Annotated in this window: 25 protein-coding genes and 1 rRNA gene; 24 read left to right on the forward strand and 2 right to left on the reverse strand. The window is 36.8% G+C overall.

Going from position 1 to position 19,592, the window contains the following annotated elements:
• The first annotated feature begins 1 nt into the window (after nucleotide 1).
• The 21 genes from rplO (at nucleotide 2) to GHD00_RS15570 (ending at nucleotide 16,393) form a co-directional block, all read left to right on the forward strand.
• On the forward strand, nucleotides 2-439 hold the full coding sequence (rplO, locus tag GHD00_RS15470; RefSeq protein WP_163539065.1) for a 50S ribosomal protein L15: 438 nt from the start codon (nucleotides 2-4) through the stop codon (nucleotides 437-439).
• Nucleotides 439-1,734 carry a preprotein translocase subunit SecY gene (gene secY, locus GHD00_RS15475; protein ID WP_163539066.1) on the forward strand — a complete coding sequence of 432 codons (1,296 nt, stop codon included), beginning with the start codon at nucleotides 439-441 and terminating at the stop codon, nucleotides 1,732-1,734. The genes rplO and secY overlap by 1 nt, the downstream gene beginning before the upstream one ends.
• A 42-nt stretch (nucleotides 1,735-1,776) precedes the next feature.
• A complete protein-coding gene (locus tag GHD00_RS15480; RefSeq protein WP_163539067.1) occupies nucleotides 1,777-2,427 on the forward strand; it encodes an adenylate kinase in 651 nt (216 codons plus the stop codon).
• A gap of 83 nt (nucleotides 2,428-2,510) precedes the next feature.
• Nucleotides 2,511-2,846 (forward strand): KOW domain-containing RNA-binding protein, encoded by a 336-nt coding sequence (locus GHD00_RS15485; protein ID WP_163539068.1) that lies wholly within the window; start codon nucleotides 2,511-2,513, stop codon nucleotides 2,844-2,846.
• Nucleotides 2,824-3,042 carry a translation initiation factor IF-1 gene (gene infA, locus GHD00_RS15490; protein WP_018934234.1) on the forward strand — a complete coding sequence of 73 codons (219 nt, stop codon included), beginning with the start codon at nucleotides 2,824-2,826 and terminating at the stop codon, nucleotides 3,040-3,042. The genes GHD00_RS15485 and infA overlap by 23 nt, the downstream gene beginning before the upstream one ends.
• Nucleotides 3,043-3,072: 30 nt before the next feature.
• Nucleotides 3,073-3,186: a 50S ribosomal protein L36 gene (gene rpmJ, locus GHD00_RS15495; RefSeq protein ID WP_163539069.1), complete on the forward strand. Its 114-nt coding sequence runs from the start codon at nucleotides 3,073-3,075 to the stop codon at nucleotides 3,184-3,186.
• Between the two features lie 24 nt (nucleotides 3,187-3,210).
• Nucleotides 3,211-3,576 carry a 30S ribosomal protein S13 gene (rpsM, locus tag GHD00_RS15500; protein WP_163539070.1) on the forward strand — a complete coding sequence of 122 codons (366 nt, stop codon included), beginning with the start codon at nucleotides 3,211-3,213 and terminating at the stop codon, nucleotides 3,574-3,576.
• A gap of 22 nt (nucleotides 3,577-3,598) precedes the next feature.
• Nucleotides 3,599-3,988: a 30S ribosomal protein S11 gene (rpsK, locus tag GHD00_RS15505; protein WP_163539071.1), complete on the forward strand. Its 390-nt coding sequence runs from the start codon at nucleotides 3,599-3,601 to the stop codon at nucleotides 3,986-3,988.
• A gap of 201 nt (nucleotides 3,989-4,189) precedes the next feature.
• Nucleotides 4,190-5,134, forward strand: a complete 945-nt coding sequence (locus GHD00_RS15510; RefSeq protein ID WP_163539072.1) for a DNA-directed RNA polymerase subunit alpha — start codon at nucleotides 4,190-4,192, stop codon at nucleotides 5,132-5,134.
• A 43-nt stretch (nucleotides 5,135-5,177) separates the two neighbouring features.
• Nucleotides 5,178-5,531 (forward strand): 50S ribosomal protein L17, encoded by a 354-nt coding sequence (rplQ, locus tag GHD00_RS15515; RefSeq protein ID WP_163539073.1) that lies wholly within the window; start codon nucleotides 5,178-5,180, stop codon nucleotides 5,529-5,531.
• 381 nt (nucleotides 5,532-5,912) lie between these two features.
• Nucleotides 5,913-6,746: an energy-coupling factor transporter ATPase gene (locus tag GHD00_RS15520; RefSeq protein WP_346427661.1), complete on the forward strand. Its 834-nt coding sequence runs from the start codon at nucleotides 5,913-5,915 to the stop codon at nucleotides 6,744-6,746.
• On the forward strand, nucleotides 6,722-7,591 hold the full coding sequence (locus GHD00_RS15525) for an energy-coupling factor ABC transporter ATP-binding protein (protein WP_163539075.1): 870 nt from the start codon (nucleotides 6,722-6,724) through the stop codon (nucleotides 7,589-7,591). Before GHD00_RS15520 ends, GHD00_RS15525 begins: the two co-directional genes overlap by 25 nt.
• Nucleotides 7,588-8,385 (forward strand): energy-coupling factor transporter transmembrane component T family protein, encoded by a 798-nt coding sequence (locus tag GHD00_RS15530; RefSeq protein ID WP_163539076.1) that lies wholly within the window; start codon nucleotides 7,588-7,590, stop codon nucleotides 8,383-8,385. Before GHD00_RS15525 ends, GHD00_RS15530 begins: the two co-directional genes overlap by 4 nt.
• 17 nt (nucleotides 8,386-8,402) lie before the next feature.
• Entirely contained in the window at nucleotides 8,403-9,152 is a 750-nt protein-coding gene (gene truA / locus GHD00_RS15535; protein WP_163539077.1) for a tRNA pseudouridine(38-40) synthase TruA, read from the forward strand.
• A 181-nt stretch (nucleotides 9,153-9,333) separates the two neighbouring features.
• Entirely contained in the window at nucleotides 9,334-9,771 is a 438-nt protein-coding gene (gene rplM, locus GHD00_RS15540) for a 50S ribosomal protein L13 (protein ID WP_163539078.1), read from the forward strand.
• 18 nt (nucleotides 9,772-9,789) lie between these two features.
• A complete protein-coding gene (gene rpsI, locus GHD00_RS15545) occupies nucleotides 9,790-10,182 on the forward strand; it encodes a 30S ribosomal protein S9 (protein ID WP_163539079.1) in 393 nt (130 codons plus the stop codon).
• A 290-nt stretch (nucleotides 10,183-10,472) separates the two neighbouring features.
• Nucleotides 10,473-11,447, forward strand: a complete 975-nt coding sequence (locus GHD00_RS15550) for a TAXI family TRAP transporter solute-binding subunit (protein ID WP_481810392.1) — start codon at nucleotides 10,473-10,475, stop codon at nucleotides 11,445-11,447.
• Nucleotides 11,437-12,000 (forward strand): DUF1850 domain-containing protein, encoded by a 564-nt coding sequence (locus GHD00_RS15555; protein WP_163539081.1) that lies wholly within the window; start codon nucleotides 11,437-11,439, stop codon nucleotides 11,998-12,000. The genes GHD00_RS15550 and GHD00_RS15555 overlap by 11 nt, the downstream gene beginning before the upstream one ends.
• Before the next feature lie 54 nt (nucleotides 12,001-12,054).
• Nucleotides 12,055-14,280 carry a TRAP transporter permease gene (locus GHD00_RS15560; protein ID WP_163539082.1) on the forward strand — a complete coding sequence of 742 codons (2,226 nt, stop codon included), beginning with the start codon at nucleotides 12,055-12,057 and terminating at the stop codon, nucleotides 14,278-14,280.
• 261 nt (nucleotides 14,281-14,541) lie between these two features.
• Nucleotides 14,542-15,261: an N-acetylmuramoyl-L-alanine amidase CwlD gene (gene cwlD, locus GHD00_RS15565; RefSeq protein ID WP_163539083.1), complete on the forward strand. Its 720-nt coding sequence runs from the start codon at nucleotides 14,542-14,544 to the stop codon at nucleotides 15,259-15,261.
• 85 nt (nucleotides 15,262-15,346) lie between these two features.
• Nucleotides 15,347-16,393 carry an Mrp/NBP35 family ATP-binding protein gene (locus GHD00_RS15570; RefSeq protein ID WP_163539084.1) on the forward strand — a complete coding sequence of 349 codons (1,047 nt, stop codon included), beginning with the start codon at nucleotides 15,347-15,349 and terminating at the stop codon, nucleotides 16,391-16,393.
• 51 nt (nucleotides 16,394-16,444) lie between these two features.
• Here GHD00_RS15570 and gerD read toward each other — a convergent pair whose 3' ends face one another.
• A complete protein-coding gene (gene gerD, locus GHD00_RS15575; RefSeq protein WP_163539085.1) occupies nucleotides 16,445-17,080 on the reverse strand; it encodes a spore germination lipoprotein GerD in 636 nt (211 codons plus the stop codon).
• A 172-nt stretch (nucleotides 17,081-17,252) separates the two neighbouring features.
• Between gerD and GHD00_RS15580 the strand changes: the two genes are divergently transcribed.
• On the forward strand, nucleotides 17,253-17,837 hold the full coding sequence (locus GHD00_RS15580; protein WP_163539086.1) for a KinB-signaling pathway activation protein: 585 nt from the start codon (nucleotides 17,253-17,255) through the stop codon (nucleotides 17,835-17,837).
• Between the two features lie 20 nt (nucleotides 17,838-17,857).
• On the opposite strand, the gene pdaB is transcribed toward GHD00_RS15580, so the two are convergent.
• The gene (gene pdaB / locus GHD00_RS15585; RefSeq protein WP_163539087.1) at nucleotides 17,858-18,622 is read right to left on the reverse strand and encodes a polysaccharide deacetylase family sporulation protein PdaB; all 765 of its coding nucleotides are present in this window, start codon (nucleotides 18,620-18,622) and stop codon (nucleotides 17,858-17,860) included.
• A 153-nt stretch (nucleotides 18,623-18,775) separates the two neighbouring features.
• Here pdaB and GHD00_RS15590 point away from each other — a divergent pair, with 153 nt between their 5' ends.
• Together GHD00_RS15590 and GHD00_RS15595 are read left to right on the forward strand one after the other, a co-directional pair.
• On the forward strand, nucleotides 18,776-18,997 hold the full coding sequence (locus GHD00_RS15590) for a hypothetical protein (protein WP_163539088.1): 222 nt from the start codon (nucleotides 18,776-18,778) through the stop codon (nucleotides 18,995-18,997).
• Nucleotides 18,998-19,371: 374 nt separating this feature from the next.
• Nucleotides 19,372-19,592 (forward strand): 16S ribosomal RNA (locus GHD00_RS15595); the annotation flags it as partial.

Below are 19,592 nucleotides of genomic sequence, written 5' to 3' on the forward strand. Positions count from 1 at the left end.
CATGAAACTTCATGAATTAAAGCCATCACAAGCTCGTAAAAATCGTAATCGTGTAGGACGTGGAATGTCTTCTGGTAATGGTAAAACATCTGGCCGTGGACACAAAGGTCAAAAGGCGCGTTCAGGCGGAGGTGTACGACCAGGTTTTGAAGGGGGACAAATGCCTCTATTCCAACGTCTACCGAAACGAGGTTTCACAAATATTAACCGCAAAGACTTTGCGATCGTTAATTTAGAAACATTAAATAACTTTGATGAAGGTACAGAAGTGACACCTGAGCTTTTACTTGAAACAGGTACCGTTAGCAAGTTGAAGTCTGGCGTTAAGGTTCTTGGAAATGGAAAATTAGAAAAGAAATTAACAGTAAAAGCTCATAAGTTTTCTGCTTCAGCTAAAGAAGCTATTGAAGCAGCGGGCGGTCAAACTGAGGTGATTTAATGTTCCGTACAATCTCCAATTTTGTGCGTGTGGCAGATATAAGGCAAAAGATCATTTTTACGTTGTTAATGTTGATTGTATTTCGGATTGGAACTTTTATTCCTGTACCATTTACTGACAGAAGTGCAATTGACTTTATGAACGAACAAAATGTATTTGGTTTGTTGAATACTTTTGGTGGTGGAGCTCTACAAAACTTCTCCATTTTTGCTATGGGGATCATGCCATACATTACAGCTTCCATCATCATGCAGCTTTTACAAATGGACGTCGTACAAAAGTTCTCTGAATGGAAAAAGCAAGGAGAAATGGGGCGTAAAAAGTTAGCACAAGTTACTCGTTACGCAACGATTGGCCTTGCTTTTATTCAAGCGTGTGCGATGTCTGTAGGTTTTAATGCCATGTCTGGAGGTATGCTTATTAGTGATCCAGGCATAGGTAAATTCATTGTCATAGCGATTGTTTTAACAAGTGGAACAGCATTCTTAATGTGGCTGGGTGAGCAAATTACAGCAAATGGAGTAGGAAATGGGATATCCATTCTCATCTTTGCTGGTATTGTGGCAGCTATTCCAAATGGTGTGAATCAGATCTATGCTCAATATTTCGGTTCTGATGCAGGGGATGAGCTGTTTCTAAACATTATTATTGTTTCCTTAATCGCATTACTCGTTATAGCTGTTACAGTTGGAGTTATCTTCATCCAACAAGCTTTACGTAAAATACCTGTACAGTATGCTAAGAGATTAGTGAATCGTTCACCTGTTGGAGGACATTCCACTCACTTGCCATTAAAGGTAAATGCTGCTGGGGTTATTCCAGTTATTTTTGCGATTTCCTTTATCATCGCACCTAGAACAATAGCTGGTTTCTTTGAAAATAATGAGTTTGCTATAACGATCTCAAATATATTCGATTATACCAATGCAACTGGTATGGTTATATATGTTATCCTGATTATCGCTTTCACCTATTTCTATACATTTGTTCAAGTAAACCCAGAGCAAATGGCTGACAATCTTAAGAAACAGGGTGGTTATATTCCTGGAATTAGACCAGGACATAATACGGAAGCATATTTAACAAGAGTAATGTACCGTTTAACATTTGTTGGTTCCTTGTTTTTAGCTGCTGTTTCGGTATTACCACTTATTTTAGGTAATATCGGTGATTTACCTCAAGCAGTTCAAATAGGTGGAACAGGGCTATTAATTGTTGTCGGTGTAGCTTTACAAACAATGAAGCAATTGGAAGGTCAACTGGTAAAAAGAAATTACTCTGGCTTTATTAAATAAGCTGGATTTAATTGGACTAGACAGAGAGCGAGGGGAAAATCGTTGAATCTAATCCTAATGGGTTTGCCTGGTGCCGGTAAAGGTACTCAGGCAGAAAAAATAGTAGAGAAGTATCAAATCCCTCATATTTCAACAGGAGATATGTTTCGATTAGCCATTAAGGAAGGAACAGAGCTAGGACAGAAAGCAAAGAGCTATATGGATGAAGGAGCTCTTGTTCCAGATGAAGTGACCATTGGTATTGTAAAAGATAGACTTAGTAAAGAAGACTGTCAAAAAGGTTTCCTGCTAGATGGTTTCCCGCGTACACTAGCACAAGCAGAAGCGTTAGACGAATTACTAACGGATATGAATCAAACGATCGATTATGTAATACATGTTGATGTGCCACAAGAAGATTTAGTGGAGCGATTAACAGGACGTCGCATCTGTCCAAAATGTGGTGCAACTTATCATGTAATCTTTAATCCTCCTGCTAAAGAGGGGATTTGTGACAAAGACGGTGAAACGTTAATTCAACGCGAAGATGATCAGCCAGGAACAGTGAAGAATCGTCTGAAAGTCAATCTTGAGCAAACACAACCGATGTTAGACTACTATGCTAACAAAGGAGATTTGGCAACTATAAATGGCTCTCAAGAAATTGATCAGGTATTCAATGAGATAGATGAGAAATTAAGAAATATTTCTTAATTGAAATATCAATAAATTGGGTATAATGGTCGTAATAGGGTTGTCGTTTATGGAATAATTAGCCTAAATGAAGGTGATGATGGTTGAACGATACGGAGTTGTATCCGGAATTAGGTCAAGTTGTTCAAATCCTACAAGGACGAGAAGCAGGTCAGTATGCAATTGTTATTGAGATAATAGACAGCCGTTTTGTTTTATTGGCGGATGGAGATAAACGAAAATATGATCGACCGAAGAAGAAGAATGTTCATCATATTTCGTGTATGAAATATATTTCTCCTGAAGTGAAAAGAAGCCTTCTCGAAACAGGGCGTGTAACCAACGGAAAGTTGCGTTATGCTATTAATAAATTTGTCGATGAATTAATGACAGATTTGAAGAAGGGAGATCAACTCGATGGCGAAAGACGATGCAATTGAAGTAGAAGGTACAGTGATTGACACTTTACCGAATGCAATGTTTAAAGTAGAGTTAGAGAATGGTCATACCGTACTTGCACATGTATCAGGTAAGATCAGAATGCACTTTATTCGTATCTTACCAGGTGATAAAGTGACGGTTGAACTTTCTCCATATGATTTGACGAGAGGTCGTATTACGTACCGTTATAAATAAAATACTCCGATACAAGAGGAGGTATGGAAGATGAAGGTAAGACCATCTGTAAAAAAGATATGTGAAAAATGTAAGGTTATTCGCCGTAAAGGAAAAGTTATGGTAATTTGCGAAAACCCTAAGCATAAACAAAAACAAGGATAAGAATGAAGGAGGTGTAATCAAGCTATGGCTCGTATAGCTGGTGTAGATATTCCGCGTGATAAGCGTGTTGTGATTGCTTTAACATATATTTATGGTGTTGGTAAATCAACAGCGAAAGAGGTTTTAAAGGAATCTGGAGTAAACGAACATACTCGTGTTCGTGATCTAACAGAAGAAGAATTAGGTCAAATCCGTCAAAAGATAGATGCTTACACTGTAGAAGGTGACCTTCGCCGTGAAGTATCTCTAAATATCAAACGTCTAATTGAAATTGGTTCTTATCGTGGTGTACGTCATCGCCGTGGCTTACCGCTTCGAGGTCAAAAAACTAAGAACAACTCTCGTACACGTAAAGGCCCGAGAAAGACAATGGCGAACAAGAAGAAATAATAAAAAGGAGGTTAGCTGATCTATGGCTCGTAAAACAAATACACGTAAGCGCCGTGTGAAAAAGAATATAGATACAGGTGTTGCACATATTCGTTCAACATTTAACAACACAATTGTAACGATTACTGATGTTCAAGGAAATGCTGTTAGCTGGAGCAGTGCAGGAGCGTTAGGTTTTAAAGGTTCCCGTAAGTCCACTCCATTTGCAGCACAGATGGCTGCAGAAGCTGCAGCAAAAGCAGCGCAGGATCATGGTGTGAAATCCTTAGAGGTTACTGTGAAAGGCCCTGGTGCTGGACGTGAAGCTGCTATTCGTTCACTTCAAGCAGCAGGTATAGAAGTAACTGCCATTCGTGACGTTACACCAGTTCCTCACAATGGTTGTCGCCCGCCAAAACGTCGTCGAGTATAATTACGGTATATTATTTGTTTATCTGTCTATAATGGTATATGATAGCTTAATAAAGTTTTATTATATGACTTTGTTAACACCATTGCATCTGACAGAAAAAGAATTACAATTGCAAGTGCAGAAACGGGACTGCCTACCTGGGGAATTTCGGTTAGACGACTGTCTAGCCGGGGTTTCGACGTTTTAAAGGAGGGTTTATGAATGATCGAAATAGAAAAACCAAAAATTGAAACAGTAGAAATCAGCGATGATGCTACTTATGGGAAATTCGTTGTAGAACCACTTGAGCGTGGATATGGTACTACACTTGGAAACTCCTTGCGTCGTATCCTATTATCTTCACTTCCTGGCGCTGCTGTAACATCTGTTCAAATAGATGGAGCACTTCATGAGTTTTCTACGGTAGAAGGCGTAGTAGAAGACGTTACGACGATTATTTTAAACCTAAAAAAGCTTGCTCTAAAAATTTATTCAGATGAAGAAAAGACGCTTGAGGTAGATGTACAGGGAGAAGGGAAAGTTACGGCTGCAGACATTATTTTTGACAGTGATGTCGAAATCTTAAATCCAGATCTTCAGATTGCTACTTTAAGTAGTAATGGACATTTGAAGATGCGTATATCAGCACAAAGTGGTCGCGGCTACCGCCCAGCAGATACAAACAATCATGAAGATCGCCCGATTGGTGTTATTCCTGTTGATTCCATCTTCACACCTGTTTCGAAAGTAACCTATCAAGTGGAAAATACCCGTGTTGGTGAGGACACTAACTTTGATAAGCTTACTTTTGATGTGTTAACAGATGGAAGCATTCGACCAGAAGAAGCTGTTTCTTTAGGAGCAAAGATTTTTACTGAACATGTTAATATCTTCGTAGGTTTAACAGATGAGGCGCAAAATGCTGAGATTATGATCGAAAAAGAAGAAGATCAAAAAGAAAAAGTCTTAGAAATGACAATTGAAGAGCTAGATTTATCTGTACGCTCCTATAATTGTCTAAAACGTGCAGGTATTAACACCGTTCAAGAATTAGCCCATAAATCTGAAGAAGATATGATGAAAGTTCGAAATCTAGGTCGTAAATCGCTAGAAGAAGTAAAACATAAACTAGAGGACCTAGGCCTTGGTTTACGAAAAGAGGATTAATATAGACATCGTTTAGAGATTCCGATTGAAGGAGGGATATTTCATGGCTAGAAAATTAGGACGTAGTACAGATCAGCGTATGGCTTTGTTACGTAACTTAGCAACAGACCTAATTATTCATGAACGTCTTGAAACAACAGAAGCAAAAGCAAAAGATTTACGTTCTGTTGTAGATAAAATGGTAACTTTAGGTAAACGCGGAGATCTTCATGCTCGTCGCCAAGCTGCTGCATTCCTATACAATGCGGAAGCTAGTGAGGACGAAGATGCAGTGCAAAAGCTATTTAATGACATTGCAAGTCGTTATGAAGATCGTCAGGGTGGATATACAAGAGTGCTAAAATTAGGACCTCGTCAAGGTGATGGGGCTAATATGGCTATTATCGAGCTTGTATAATCATATATTTACAGAACAAGCAAGGGGCAGGAGTTACTCTCTATTAAGAGTTGTACCCAAGCCCTTTTTTATTCTTAAGAGTTTTTTAAAACTATGCTTGTAATATTTTCGGTTTTGCTTTTTTAGAAGGGGCTGTCTCATAAGTTCAGTTTGCGAGGGATTAGTAAATGCAGTCTGGAATATGCTTATTTCTGTTTAGAAATGAGTATATTCCATTTGTATATACAGTGAACTGACTTTTTGGACAGTTCTTTTTTTATATTAAGGATGACTGTAAATAGAATGATTTCACCTATTATATCACCTCTCTGTTTCATCTATGATAAAATAGATATCAACTAGTATTCCCCGGGAAATAATGATTTCTAAGGAGAAATGGCGATGTCTGGCATTGAGTTTCATAATGTGTTCTTTCAATACGATGAGATTGATTCATGGATGTTAAACAATATAAATTTAAAAATAAATGAAAATGATACAGTTGCCCTCATAGGTCACAATGGATCAGGGAAATCAACAATAGCTAAATTGATGAATGGATTGATTACACCTACATCAGGCTCCATTTATGTTGGTGGACAAAAGGTTTCAAAAAAAAATATTTGGGATGTTCGAAAATCAGTAGGAATGGTTTTTCAAAATCCTGAGAATCAATTTGTTGGTACAACGGTAAAAGATGATGTTGCTTTTGGAATGGAAAATCGTGGTGTTCCAAGGGAAGAGATGTTAGTACGGATTCAACAATCTTTAGATGTAGTAGACATGCAAGGATATGATGATCACGAACCACATCATTTATCAGGTGGTCAAAAACAAAGAGTTGCTATTGCTAGTGTTTTAGCGATCCATCCAAGCATAATCGTATTAGACGAAGCCACTTCTATGCTAGATCCATTAGGTCGGCAAAAGATATTAAAGACATTACAGCACCTGAAAAAGAAATATAATATGACAATGATTATGATAACACATGATTTATATGAGGCGATGCTTGCTGATAGAATTATCGTTATGAATCAAGGTAAAGTATATTTGGATACTTCACCGCAGAAATTATTTTCTTATAGAGACGAATTAGAAGGTATTGGCTTAACGATACCCTTTACGGTTCAATTAACAGATGCATTAATGACATATGGTTATGATTTTCGCTATTATCCTATTAATATAGAGGAGCTTATTGAAGAATTATGGAAATACAATTCCATCAAGTAAATTATGTATATCAAGAAAATACTCCTTTTCAATATCATGCATTAAAAGATATAAATTTAACTATTCCGTCAGGCTCATTTACAGCCATCATAGGACATACAGGGTCTGGAAAATCTACGTTACTGCAACATATTAATGGGCTTTTACTTGCTACAGATGGATATGTTCGTATAGGAAATGTTACATTGTCTCGTCATTATAAAAGACAACATATAAAATCTTTGAGGAGTAAAATAGGCGTTGTTTTCCAATACCCTGAACATCAGTTGTTTGAAGAGACAGTGGAAAAAGATATTGCCTTTGGCCCGAAAAACTTTGGATTACCTCATTCGGAAATACAAGAACGGATTGAGCGAGTGATAGAAGCCGTAGGAATATCAAAGCATTGGTTAAATAAATCACCATTTCAACTGAGTGGAGGTCAGATGAGGCGAGTTGCGATTGCTGGTGTGTTAGCAATGAGACCTGAAGTACTAGTTCTGGACGAACCAACGGCAGGATTAGATCCAAAAGGTCAGGATGAAATTATGTCTTTGTTTTACCATTTACATAAACAACATAAATTAACCACTATATTAGTGACACATCAAATGAGAGATGCATTAGCCTATGCTGATAAAGTGATGGTTTTAAATCAGGGAATAAAGTATTTAGAAGGTCAGCCAGCAGATGTCTTTCAGCAAAATGAAGTATTAGAAAAGGTAAACCTTAAGGTACCAGAAAGTATCCAATTGATTCAAAAGCTGAATAAAAAATTTGGTTCAAATTTAACTTATCACCATCAATCTATAGACCAAATGGCAAAGGAAATAGCCACACTCTTAAAGGGGTATCATAAGAGATGAAGCCATCAATCATTATTGGACAATATTTACCTGGGCAATCGTTATTGCATCGATTGGACCCACGTACTAAATTGTTGTCTGTTCTTTGTTTTGTTATCGTTATTTTCTTTGCGAATAATTGGTCTAGTTATAGTTTGTTAACTGGTTTATCTTTGCTTGCTGTATGGATATCAAAGATTCCGCTGACTTACCTTTTAAAAGGAATGACTCCTGTTTGGTTTTTTGTCGTTTTTACTTTTTTTATTCAATTATTTTTAAGGAAAGAAGGAACTTTACTTTTCGAACTTGGTTTTGTAACTATATATGAAAATGGCATACGTCAAGGAACTTTTATTGCCTTACGTTTTTTCTTACTATTCCTTATTGCTTCACTTCTTACATTGACTACTTCGCCGATGGAGTTGACAGATGCATTGGAAGACCTATTAGCCCCATTGAAAAAGTGGAAGTTTCCTGTTCATGAGTTGTCTTTGATGATGTCTATATCTTTACGCTTTATCCCGACGTTGATGGAAGAAACTGAAAAAATATCCAAAGCACAAGCTTCTCGTGGAGTCGACTTTAAAACAGGTAAGTTAAAAGATAGAATATATGCCATTGTACCATTATTAATCCCCCTCTTTATCAGTGCTTTTAAACGTGCTGAAGAATTGGCGATGGCTATGGAAGCACGAGGTTATCAAGGAGGAGAAGGTAGAACAAAACTAAGAAAATTAATTTTTACTAGGCTTGATATACAATTTATTTGCCTTTATTCGATCGCTCTTATCATGTTTTTTTATATTATATTGTAATAGAGGTGCTAATTCTCATGCGATTAAAAGTAGTAGTATGCTATGACGGTACCTTATTTTCAGGTTATCAAGTTCAACCAAATGCCCGTACGGTACAAGGTGAGATTGAGAGGGTACTTAAAAAAATGCATAAAGGTGAGTCCATTCGGATACACGCATCTGGCAGAACAGATCAAGGTGTACATGCAATGGGACAAGTTTTTCATTTTGATAGTGTATTGAAGATCCCTCCAAAAAATTGGGAAAGAGCTCTTAATACCATGCTGCCGGATGACATACAAGTACAATCCGTGCAACGAGTATCAGATGATTTTCATGCACGATTTGATGTAGAAGAAAAAGAGTATCGTTACATGCTTTACCATCAGCAAACGTTAAATGTATTTCAACGAAACTATGCTTGTTTTGTCTTAGAAACCTTGAATATAGAGGAGATGAGAAAAGCCTGCAGGTATTTAATTGGAACACATGATTTTTCTTCTTTTTGTGCTGCAAACAGTACAGTGAAAGGGGATAAAGTTCGAACGATTATAGAAGCAAGTATCGAGTGCGAAAACAATAAGATTCAATTTTCTATTAAAGGAACAGGCTTTTTATACAATATGGTTCGTATTATTGTAGGAACGTTGATCGAAATAGGAAAAGGTAATAGGCAGCCATACGACATGCAAACTATTATGCAAGCTAAGGATCGTACTTATGCTGATAAAACAGCGCCATCACAGGGATTGTATTTATGGGAAGTCATTTATGAAAAGAATGAATAAAAGCCATTTATAAAAACAACGATTCCTTGTGTTTTATCTATTGACATTAACCCTCTTATAGTATATTATGATCTATGGCATTTTATTTTCTATACCACGATTAGCCCCGGAAAGTTAATTCGTGTTAGAATATAAATTCGGATGAAACGATTGACAGAATGAAATATAGGAGGTACCAATCATGCGCACAACTTTCATGGCAAATGAAAATAACATTGAACGCAAATGGTTTGTTGTGGATGCAGAAGGTCAAACGCTAGGACGCCTAGCAAGTGAAATTGCATCAATCCTTCGCGGAAAGCATAAACCAACATATACACCGCATGTTGACACTGGTGATCATGTGATCATTATCAATGCGGACAAAATTGAATTGACAGGTAAAAAACTAAGCGATAAGTTATACTATCGTCACTCTAATCACCCAGGTGGTTTAAAATCTCGTACAGCTAATGAAATGCGTACAAATTACCCTGAGCAAATGTTAGAGCTTACGATTAAAGGTATGTTACCTAAAGGAAGCCTTGGGCGTAAAATGGGCAAGAAATTACACGTATATAGAGGCTCTGAGCATAAACATGAAGCACAAAAACCAGAAGTTTACGAACTTCGCGGATAATTAAAAGGAGGTTATATAGTGGCACAAGTACAATATTACGGTACCGGACGCCGTAAAAAATCAACTGCTCGAGTACGTTTAGTTCCAGGTTCTGGACGTATCGTTGTGAATAAACGTGATGCGGAAGCTTACTTCCCATATGAAACACTTCGTACTATTATTAAACAACCATTAGCTGCTACAGAAACAGAAGGTAGCTATGATGTACTAGTAAACGTAGATGGTGGAGGGTTCACTGGTCAAGCTGGTGCAATCCGTCATGGTGTTGCTCGTGCATTGTTAGAAGCAGATCCTGAATATCGCGGAACGCTTAAGCGTGCTGGATACTTAACTCGTGACGCTCGTGCGAAAGAACGTAAGAAATACGGTCTTAAAGGCGCTCGTCGTGCACCACAGTTCTCTAAGCGTTAATATTTGCAACCCAACCCTCTCTTTTTATAAAAAGAGAGGGTTTTTTGTATGGTATACAGGGATTTTAACGCAAACCTACCAAACAAATACGTCAAGCTAAAGGTGAAGAGCATGGTTTTCATAATATCTCCTCTCATGGATTTTGAAGGCGACAATACTCAACAAAAATAGTGTTAAGCAAAAACAAGAAAATATTTCAAAATATATAATATTTTAGTATAATTAATATTACATTAGGACATAGCGTATATATGGATATTGTGTACATGAAAAAACAAGGGGGAGATTGTGTGAAAAAGTATATAGGCATACTTGCAGTCATGTTATCTCTAGGATTTTTGTTGGCAGCATGTGGCGACAATAATGAAAACGGCGGAGAAGATGGAGCTGACGGATGGGTTGAAAATGTAACCATTTTAACTGGTGGAGAAAATGGTGTTTACTTCCCGTTGGGGGTAGCTATGGCTGAAATTATGGACGAGAATGTCGATGGCGTGAGCGCTACAGGTGTAGCAAGTGGTGCATCTGTTGTAAACTCTAACGAATTAAATGATGGTGAAGCAGAGTTTGCATTGGTACAAAACGATATTGCCTATAATGCACATCAAGGTGAAAAAATGTTTGAGGAAGTAGTAGATGGCTTTAGCGGTGTTTTCACTATCTATCCAGAAACGATTCAAATTGTGACATTAGCAGACAGCGGTATCCAAACAGTTGAAGATTTAGAAGGTAAGCGTGTTGCTGTTGGGGATGTGGGATCTGGTACAGAAGCGAATGCTAAGCAAATACTAGAAGCACATGATATTACGTATGATGATATTAGTGCAGAGTGGATGGGGTTTGGTGATGCATCTACCAACCTTCAGGATGGCAACATTGATGCAGCATTTGTTACAGCTGGTACACCTACAGGAAGTATTCAAGAGCTAGCAGCAAGTACAGATATCCGTATTGTAAGTATTTCTTCTGATAAAATTGATCAACTGGAAGAAGAATATCCTTATTACACAAGAGAAGAGCTAGATGAAAATACTTATGAAAATTTTGATGCAACTGCAACGACTGTAGCCGTTCAAGCAATGTTAGTTGTACGAAGTGACTTACCAGAAGATCAAGTGTATGAGTTAACCAAGTCGATTTTTGAGAACACCGAAGCAATGGAGAATGCACATGAACGTGGAAAGGATTTAACCATTGATACGGCTCAAAATGGTATGTCTATTGATTTACATCCAGGAGCTGAAAAATACTACAATGAACAATAACACATACTTAAATAAAATAGAAAAGGCATTGCTAAACAGCAATGCCTTTTTCGAACGGAAAATCTACTTGTTTTTGGTTATAGGATGCCTTTTCCTGTTATACGTTTTTATTCATATGCAGAGCCCAAGATACGTCCTATTCATAATGGAAGAGAAGACAGAAGATATATTATGGAGCAGTCTTGTTAAGAAGAACGAATGGTTTGAACATGAATATATTCACTCTGTTGAGAAATCGCCTGTTATAGAAAAGTTCAGAGTCACGTCGTCGAGTGACATAGTCATCATGGAAAGCTGGACCAAATCCTTTGGTGCTGGTTTACCATATGAACACGAGGGAACAGTAGAATTAAAAAACGGGTTTTACATAACGAAAGACTTAAATCGACCAATACATGGTGGTGCCTTAATCATGAAGCCATCTGATTTATATCCTCATGTTTTTCGTTTTCAAGATCAAGAGCTATTTTTATCAGAAGAACCTTTTGTGAAAAAAATCATTCGTATCGATGTACAAAAAATAAAATGGTACGAATTTTGGCGGCGGTTCTAATACGAAATAATTTTAAATAAATAAAGAACTTATATAAAAGAGAGGAATGACGCTATGGATGAGAATCAAAAAAAGATGGTACAGGAGCTAGAAGGAAGTGATCGAGAATTAAAAAACTATTGGGCTTTGATTACTTTATCTGCAGCAATATTTCTATCTGCTTTTCACTTATATGTAGCAGGTTTTGGTCTGCCAGGTATCGGGTCTAAAACTTTCTTGATTTTACATTTGACGGTGGGGCTTTTGTTAGTCTTTTTGCTATATCCTATTAAAAAAGGACTTAGTCAATCTACTGTCCCTTGGTATGATATTTTGTTTACTTTGATTACTTTATTTGTAGGGATATACATTATTCAAAATCAAACATCTTCCTCGATAATGTCTGGTCGACCAACAGAAATGGACTTGTTTTTTGGGTTAGCGCTTATTGTTTTAGTTTTAGAAGCAACCAGACGAGTTGTAGGAAAGCCACTTGTGATTATTGCTTCTATTTTTATCGCCTACTTCTTTTTAGGTGAATATATGCCAGGCCAGTTTTTCCATAACCGTGGGGATTTTGAGCGGTTTGTCTATGAAATTACTTATCGGAACAATGGTATTTTTGGGACTCCTATTTATGCGTCAGCCCAATTTGTCTACATCTTTATTTTATTTGGAGCGATTTTAGAATCAACTGGTGCAGGAAGAATGTTTATTGACTTAGCTCTTCGCTCATTCGGTAAATATAAAGGTGGACCAGCCAAAGCTGGCGTTGTTGCAAGTGGTATGATGGGGAGTATTTCAGGAAGTTCAACAGCAAATGCAGTGACAACTGGGACGTTTACCATTCCATTAATGAAAAAAGTAGGCTTTAAACCACATGTTGCTGGCGGGGTGGAGGTAGCCGCCTCTTCCAGTGGTCAGTTCTTACCTCCAATCATGGGAGCAGCAGCCTTTATTATGGTTGAGTTTACAGGTATTCCATATTATCAAATTATTCAAAGTGCCATCATCCCAGCTGTACTAGCATATATTGGAATCTTGTTCATGGTACATTTTGAGGCATCTAAGCATGACATAACCGGAATGAATAAAAAGGATTTAGCTTCAGGCAGAAAATTATTACTCCAACAGGGATATTTAATTATTCCGATTATTGTCTTATTGTATTACTTAGTCTATGAGCGTGTTTCTGTAAACAATTCTGCTTTCTTCTCTATCATTATCTTGCTGGTATTAGCTGTCTTTGCCCATCGTTTTAAGGCAAGCTTTGGCAGGACGCTTATATACGCAGTGGTTCTGCTTGGGATTGCTTATGGTTTTCAGTTTTTAGTAAATGTCATTAATAGTGGGTTATATTCTTTAAATGACGTATTTAACATGAGCTTCTTTAGTGTAGAAACGATTCGTTGGAAACCGGAAATAACAATCTTAATTTTATCAGGTATTGTGATCGCATTACTTTTTGCTGTTTTTCAGAACAAAAAAAAGATTGATGCCGCCCCTGTTCGTTTTGGATGGAAGCAAACCTTAGCAGGTTTTGAAACCGCTGCAAGAAATGCTTTATCCATAATTGTGGCCTGTGCTACAGCAGGTATATTAATCGGTGTGATTACTACATCTGGACTCTCGACAAAGTTTACTAGAATTGTAATTAACTTCTCAGAAACCCTTACGAATGCATTGCCGAGTTTCCTTGTAACAGATAACACACAGTTATATTTTGCACTGATTTTAACAGTGTTTGCCTGTTTATTATTAGGATTAGGTCTACCGACAACGGCTACTTATGTCGTATTAGCTGCTATTGTTGCACCAATTTTAACCGACATGGGTGTTCATATTTTAATTGCACACTTGTTTGTCCTTTATTATGGTGTCCTAGCGGATGATACTCCGCCTATTAACTTACCAGCATATGCGACAGCTGGAATTGCAAACGCAGGACCTGTACGAACAGGTATACAAGGTTTTAAATATGATGCAGCAGCTTTATTACTACCTTTTGTCTTTACCATGAATCCAACTATTTTATTTTTGACAGATGCAAGTTGGTATGAGGTAATATGGGCGATTATCACTGCAACTATCGGCATGATTGCTTTTGCTTCGTTTATTCAAAACTGGTTTATTCAACGATATCGTTGGTTTGAAAGAATACTAGCTCTAGTTTCTGCTCTTTTATTTATTCAAAGTAATTTAGTTACAGATATGATTGCTGTAGGATTTATGGCATTGTTATTCTTATTACAATCTATACGGTCTAACTCTAAAAAAGATATTCACCCTACACCTATGTAGAAACCGGCCAAAGGAAGCTTGAGTAGATGTCGCACTTTTGCCCTTGGGTGAAAGCGAGTATTTTTCCACAGCGGAGATATAGCGCTCATTTTGTAAAAGACTAAGTGCTAACCAAGTTTTTCTTATATCCTGTTAAATCAATTGTTTCTCCTACTATTAGATGCTGCTAAATAGATTTCGGATTGCTTGATATTCTTGGCATAACCTCGTCGCTTGTCCCATATAGTTAAATACAGGAAAGCCTATAGGGGGAGAATGCGTATGCCAAGCATAGTCAAGGTTGTATTATGGTTAATTGGATTGTTTTTGTTGATCATCTTAATGCAGTATCCGATGCAACGATCTTTGGATTCATGGCAATCATGGTCACTTCCACTTGCAGGGAAAACGGTAGTGATTGATCCTGGTCACGGTGGTGTAGATGGTGGTGCTGTGGGTGACGATAATACCTTGGAAAAAGATATTACATTAGCAGTGTCTAATATGCTTCGAGACTATCTACAGCAAGCGGGAGCTGTCGTTTATTTAACGAGAGAAGGAGATTATGATCTTGCAGAAGAAGATACCCAAGGTTATTCCAAAAGAAAAGTAGAAGATATTCATCAAAGGGTTGCATTTATTAAAGAAAAAGAAGCAGATTTATTCGTTAGTGTTCATTTAAATGCTCTGCCGAATAAAAAATGGAAAGGTGCGCAAACTTTTTATTTCCCGGGAAAAGAAAAGAATGAGTTGCTTGCTACATCAATACAGGATGAGATTATTCGTAATTTAGAAAATACGAATCGAAAAGCATTACCTCTTCATCAAATATTTTTACTAAAATATGCAGAAACGACAGGAGCTTTAGTTGAAATTGGTTTTTTGTCAAATAGTGAAGAGAGAGGATTGTTAAAAACGAGAAGGTATCAACAAAAAATGGCCGCAAGTATTTATGAGGGTATTCTTCATTACGTTATGGTAAATAAAAAAGAACAAGGATAGTGTATCTTCATTCTGCTTGGTATAGTATAAGACGAATTTGTGTTATACTAGCAATAGATTCATACTAATAATTGAGGTGACTATTTTGCTTACGGAACAACACGTGCTAGAATTGTTGCATAAGATGAAGGATCCATTTTTACATAAAACATTTAAGGAAACAGAGGGGATCGAAGAGGTTTCCATTAAGGAAGAAAAAAAACATGTTAGCGTAAAATTGGCTATTGCTAAGACGAACACAGCAGAACAAATGCAATTGCAGCAAGAGTTGGTAGCTGCATTAAAACAATTAGGTGCTGTTACAGTCGGATTAAGATTTTCTCAACTTCCGGAAGAAACTATTGCCAAGTATCAACCAACATCTGAAGAAAGACCATCTTTATTAAGTGAAAATTCAAAAACAAAATTTTTAGCTATTGCAAGTGGTAAAGGTGGTGTAGGAAAGTCAACGGTTACTGTTAATACAGCGGTAGCATTAGCTAGACTAGGTAAAAAAGTAGGAATTATTGACGCAGATATCTACGGATTTAGTGTTCCTGATATGATGGGTGTAGAAGAGCGCCCTAAATTAAAAGGTAATAAAATTATTCCAGTGGAGCGATTTGGCGTGCAAATCATGTCCATGGGCTTTTTTGTTGAAGACAATTCACCTGTTGTTTGGCGTGGTCCGCGTTTAGGGAAAATGCTAAAAAGTTTTTTCAAAGAGGTAGTTTGGGATGATTTAGACTATTTATTATTAGACTTACCTCCAGGAACTGGAGATGTAGCATTAGATGTTCATAATTTAATACCTTCTTCTAAAGAATTAATTGTCACAACACCTCACCCAACAGCTGCTTTTGTTGCTGCAAGAGCAGGACAAATGGCAATAGATACCGACCATGAAATACTTGGTATTATTGAGAACATGTCTTACTTTGAAAGTAAAGTTACTGGGGAGAAGGAATATGTATTTGGAAAAGGTGGAGGGGACAAGCTAGCTGATGTCCTCCATACAAGCGTTATTGGACGCTTGTCACTACAGCAGCCATTCGAAGAAGAAGGTGTTTTTGCTCCATCCGTATATCAAGAAGAGCATCCAAACGGAAAGGAATACCTAGAGATTGCTCAAAAAATATTAGACGAGATGTAAGTAATATAGTGGAGCGTTTTTCTAAACGCTCCACTTTTTTACTTATGACTGCTACTGTCCACCACCTTCAGATTGGCCGCCCCCTTGGCCGCCACCTTCTCCTTGTTTACCTCCGTCGCCTGACTGGCCTCCGCCACTAGGTTTCATTTCTTCAGCAGCTTTTAAAATGATTTCTGACATTTTTGCTTTAAACATTGGGGAATTGAAGGTTTCTTCCATTACTTTTTGTAAATGTTCTCGAAACTGCTGCCCTGTAAGAACTTTTGTTATTTGCTGCTCCATTTCAGGATTACTTAATACCTCTATTAATTTTTTTTGGAATTCCGGATCACTCATTAACCCTTTCATGACATCCTCGTGTTGTTCTTGCAAGGCTTTAGCGAATGATTCCACGAACTTCGGGTCTTCAAACATTTTAGTCCAAAATTCTTTTCCTTTATCTGAAGACAAAGCTTCTTCAATCGATGTTTTAACGATTTTAGAATCAATCACATAGGTTTTTTGCATATCATCACTGGATAAGACCTCTGTGATTGCTTTTTTACCATCATCTGTACTCAATATATCTGTCACCATTTTTTTCGTTCCTTCATATTCACCTTCTTGATTACTGGTGTTATTGTTGCCTCCGCAACTGGTCAAAACGAATAAGGTGAGTAAAATAATAAGAAAATATCGATATTGCATGATATATCGCTACCTTTCGTTAATGGTATAGCTATTTTAGAATCACTGATTAAAATAAGCCGCTATTAATAATATGGTGACATTTAAATTTTATATGTATTTAAAGCGAAAAAAAGTCGTGTTCATGGTAAAATGTTTTCATGTAGAATTGCTATAACTAGGAGGATATATTTTGAAAAGCCGTGATGTAGTTCGTTTGTTTTTTTCTACGCTATTAATAGGTGGTATGTCGACATTAATCACCAGTTTTTTTGTGAAAACTGATTCCTATAAGGAGTTTTTAAACCCATTTAACTGGTTTGAAATTCTAGGTTTACTTATTTTTTTTATCGCTCTAGGTTTTGTATTTAGCTTAATTAGTCAAATGGGGTATTTTGCATACTTAACTGTAAATCAATTTGCCCTTGGTTTATTTCGCGGTGTTTGGCCGATGATTCAAATGGCTCTTATTGCTTTTACTCTGTTTGATTTAGTTTATTTTCGGTATAACGCAGCGGGTAATGAATCATTAATGCCATATTTATTAACGGCCATTGTATTATTTGTTACTGGTTGGATCGTAGCGGGTATAAAAGCAAAGAAAACGAATAAAAAAGCTTTTATACCAGCCTTATTTTTTATGATTGTGGTTACCACTATTGAATGGGTGCCAGGCTTAAGAACAAGTGGAGGGGACTATGCATGGTTAATGATTGTCCCTTTAGTTTTGTGTAACACTTATCAACTTCTTATTTTGCATCGATTCACGAAAAAATAGACCCTAATGAAGGGTCTATTTTAGTTTGTTAATTCCTCTTGTTTTGATTCCGCTTGAGTTATCATTTCGGAGATAGTGGTTAATTCCATGCCTCGCTGTTTAATCTCTGGAATAATAGTCGATAAAGCTTTATCTGTTTGCTTGACTGCATCCGACGCATGCAATAATACTATGTCACCATTACTTGCATTAGATAATACATGCTCTTTAATAACATCTGTGCCAGGGTTTTCCCAATCATTAGGGTTGATGCTCCAATGAATGACTTTAAACCCTTGATTTTCTGCTATAGAAAGTACATCTTTATTAATATGACCGTTTGGAGGCCTTAATAAGTATACATCTTCGAATCCCAATTTTCGGAATGTGTCTTTAGCTTTTAACATATCTCGTCTAATTGCCTCGGTATCTTGTTCTACATATGACTTATATTGGTATCCCAACATTCCAATTTCATGCTTATCTTCTGCAATTTTTTCCAATAAATCTGGATGACGTTCCGCCCATTCTCCACTTAAGAAAAAAGTAGCTCTTACATCATTTTGCCTCAATTCCTCTAAAATAGGATCTAATTTTTCATTTCCATAATGTATATTAAATGTTAAGGAGATGGAGGAGTGTTCTGAGTCCCCAGCACTTAAAGCTTTAGGTGCATCTTGATTAGAAAAAACAGTTGGGGTGTAATTAGTTTCTAAAAATAAGAACAATGCTACAAAAAATGCGATTGGTACTAATAAGAATAGTTTCTTTTCTTTTTTTATATCAATGATATACAGTTGCTTCATGAATTCCCTCCTTCATTTTTCCTCATAAAGACAAGCCTAATTCATTCTATGAAGGATAATCATTAAATATGTTGTCTAAAAATGTTTAAATTTAGAAAAATGAAGGAATATAGTACGTAACGATATTACAGTATCATTAATAGGAGTGAAAGTATGTTAGGTTTACTGATAAATGATGAAGAACAAAGTGAATTGCAATTTGTCATAAAAAGAGAATTAGATGAGTTATTATTAGATTTAGAGGATCATCGAATTGATCAAGTGGTGAAGCAAGCAATGCGCGAAAGGTACAAAGTATTATTTCAATTATTTCGAAGAGTTGCTAGTAATGATGATATCGTGAAATATGTACCAGATAGAGTGAAAATTGAATAAAGGTTGAGAATAGGGTATTATATCAGGTTGTGAAATAAAGTACCTCTTTAAAAGTTAATTTTAAACCTGTGTTATGATGCTGGAGCGATAACGTTTAGGGTGCATCTAAAAAAATTCTAAAATACCCTTGTCATTATACAAAGGTTATGGTATATTATCACTTGTCGTTGATAAAGACATACACGCATTCCCCAATAAAGGGCACAAAAATTCAAAAAGTTATTGACAATCTACTCAAAGCGTGATATATTATGTCTTGTCGCAAAAAAACGACAAAAATTGATCTTTGAAAACTGAACAAAACAACCAGTATGTTAAGTACATGCTAGCTTATAAAAGCGAGCAAACGTTAAAGAACAGTTAAGAAACAAACTTTTTTGGAGAGTTTGATCTTGGCTCAGGACGAACGCTGGCGGCGTGCCTAATACATGCAAGTCGAGCGCGGGAAGCTAACAGATCCCTTCGGGGTGACGTTAGTGGAACGAGCGGCGGACGGGTGAGTAACACGTGGGCAACCTGCCTGTAAGGTCGGGATAACTCCGGGAAACCGGGGCTAATACCGGATAATACTTTTCTTTGCATAAAGAAAGGTTAA

Origin of the sequence: Gracilibacillus sp. YIM 98692 (genome assembly GCF_010993965.1) — a bacterium.
Taxonomy (GTDB): Bacteria; Bacillota; Bacilli; order Bacillales; family Amphibacillaceae; genus Gracilibacillus.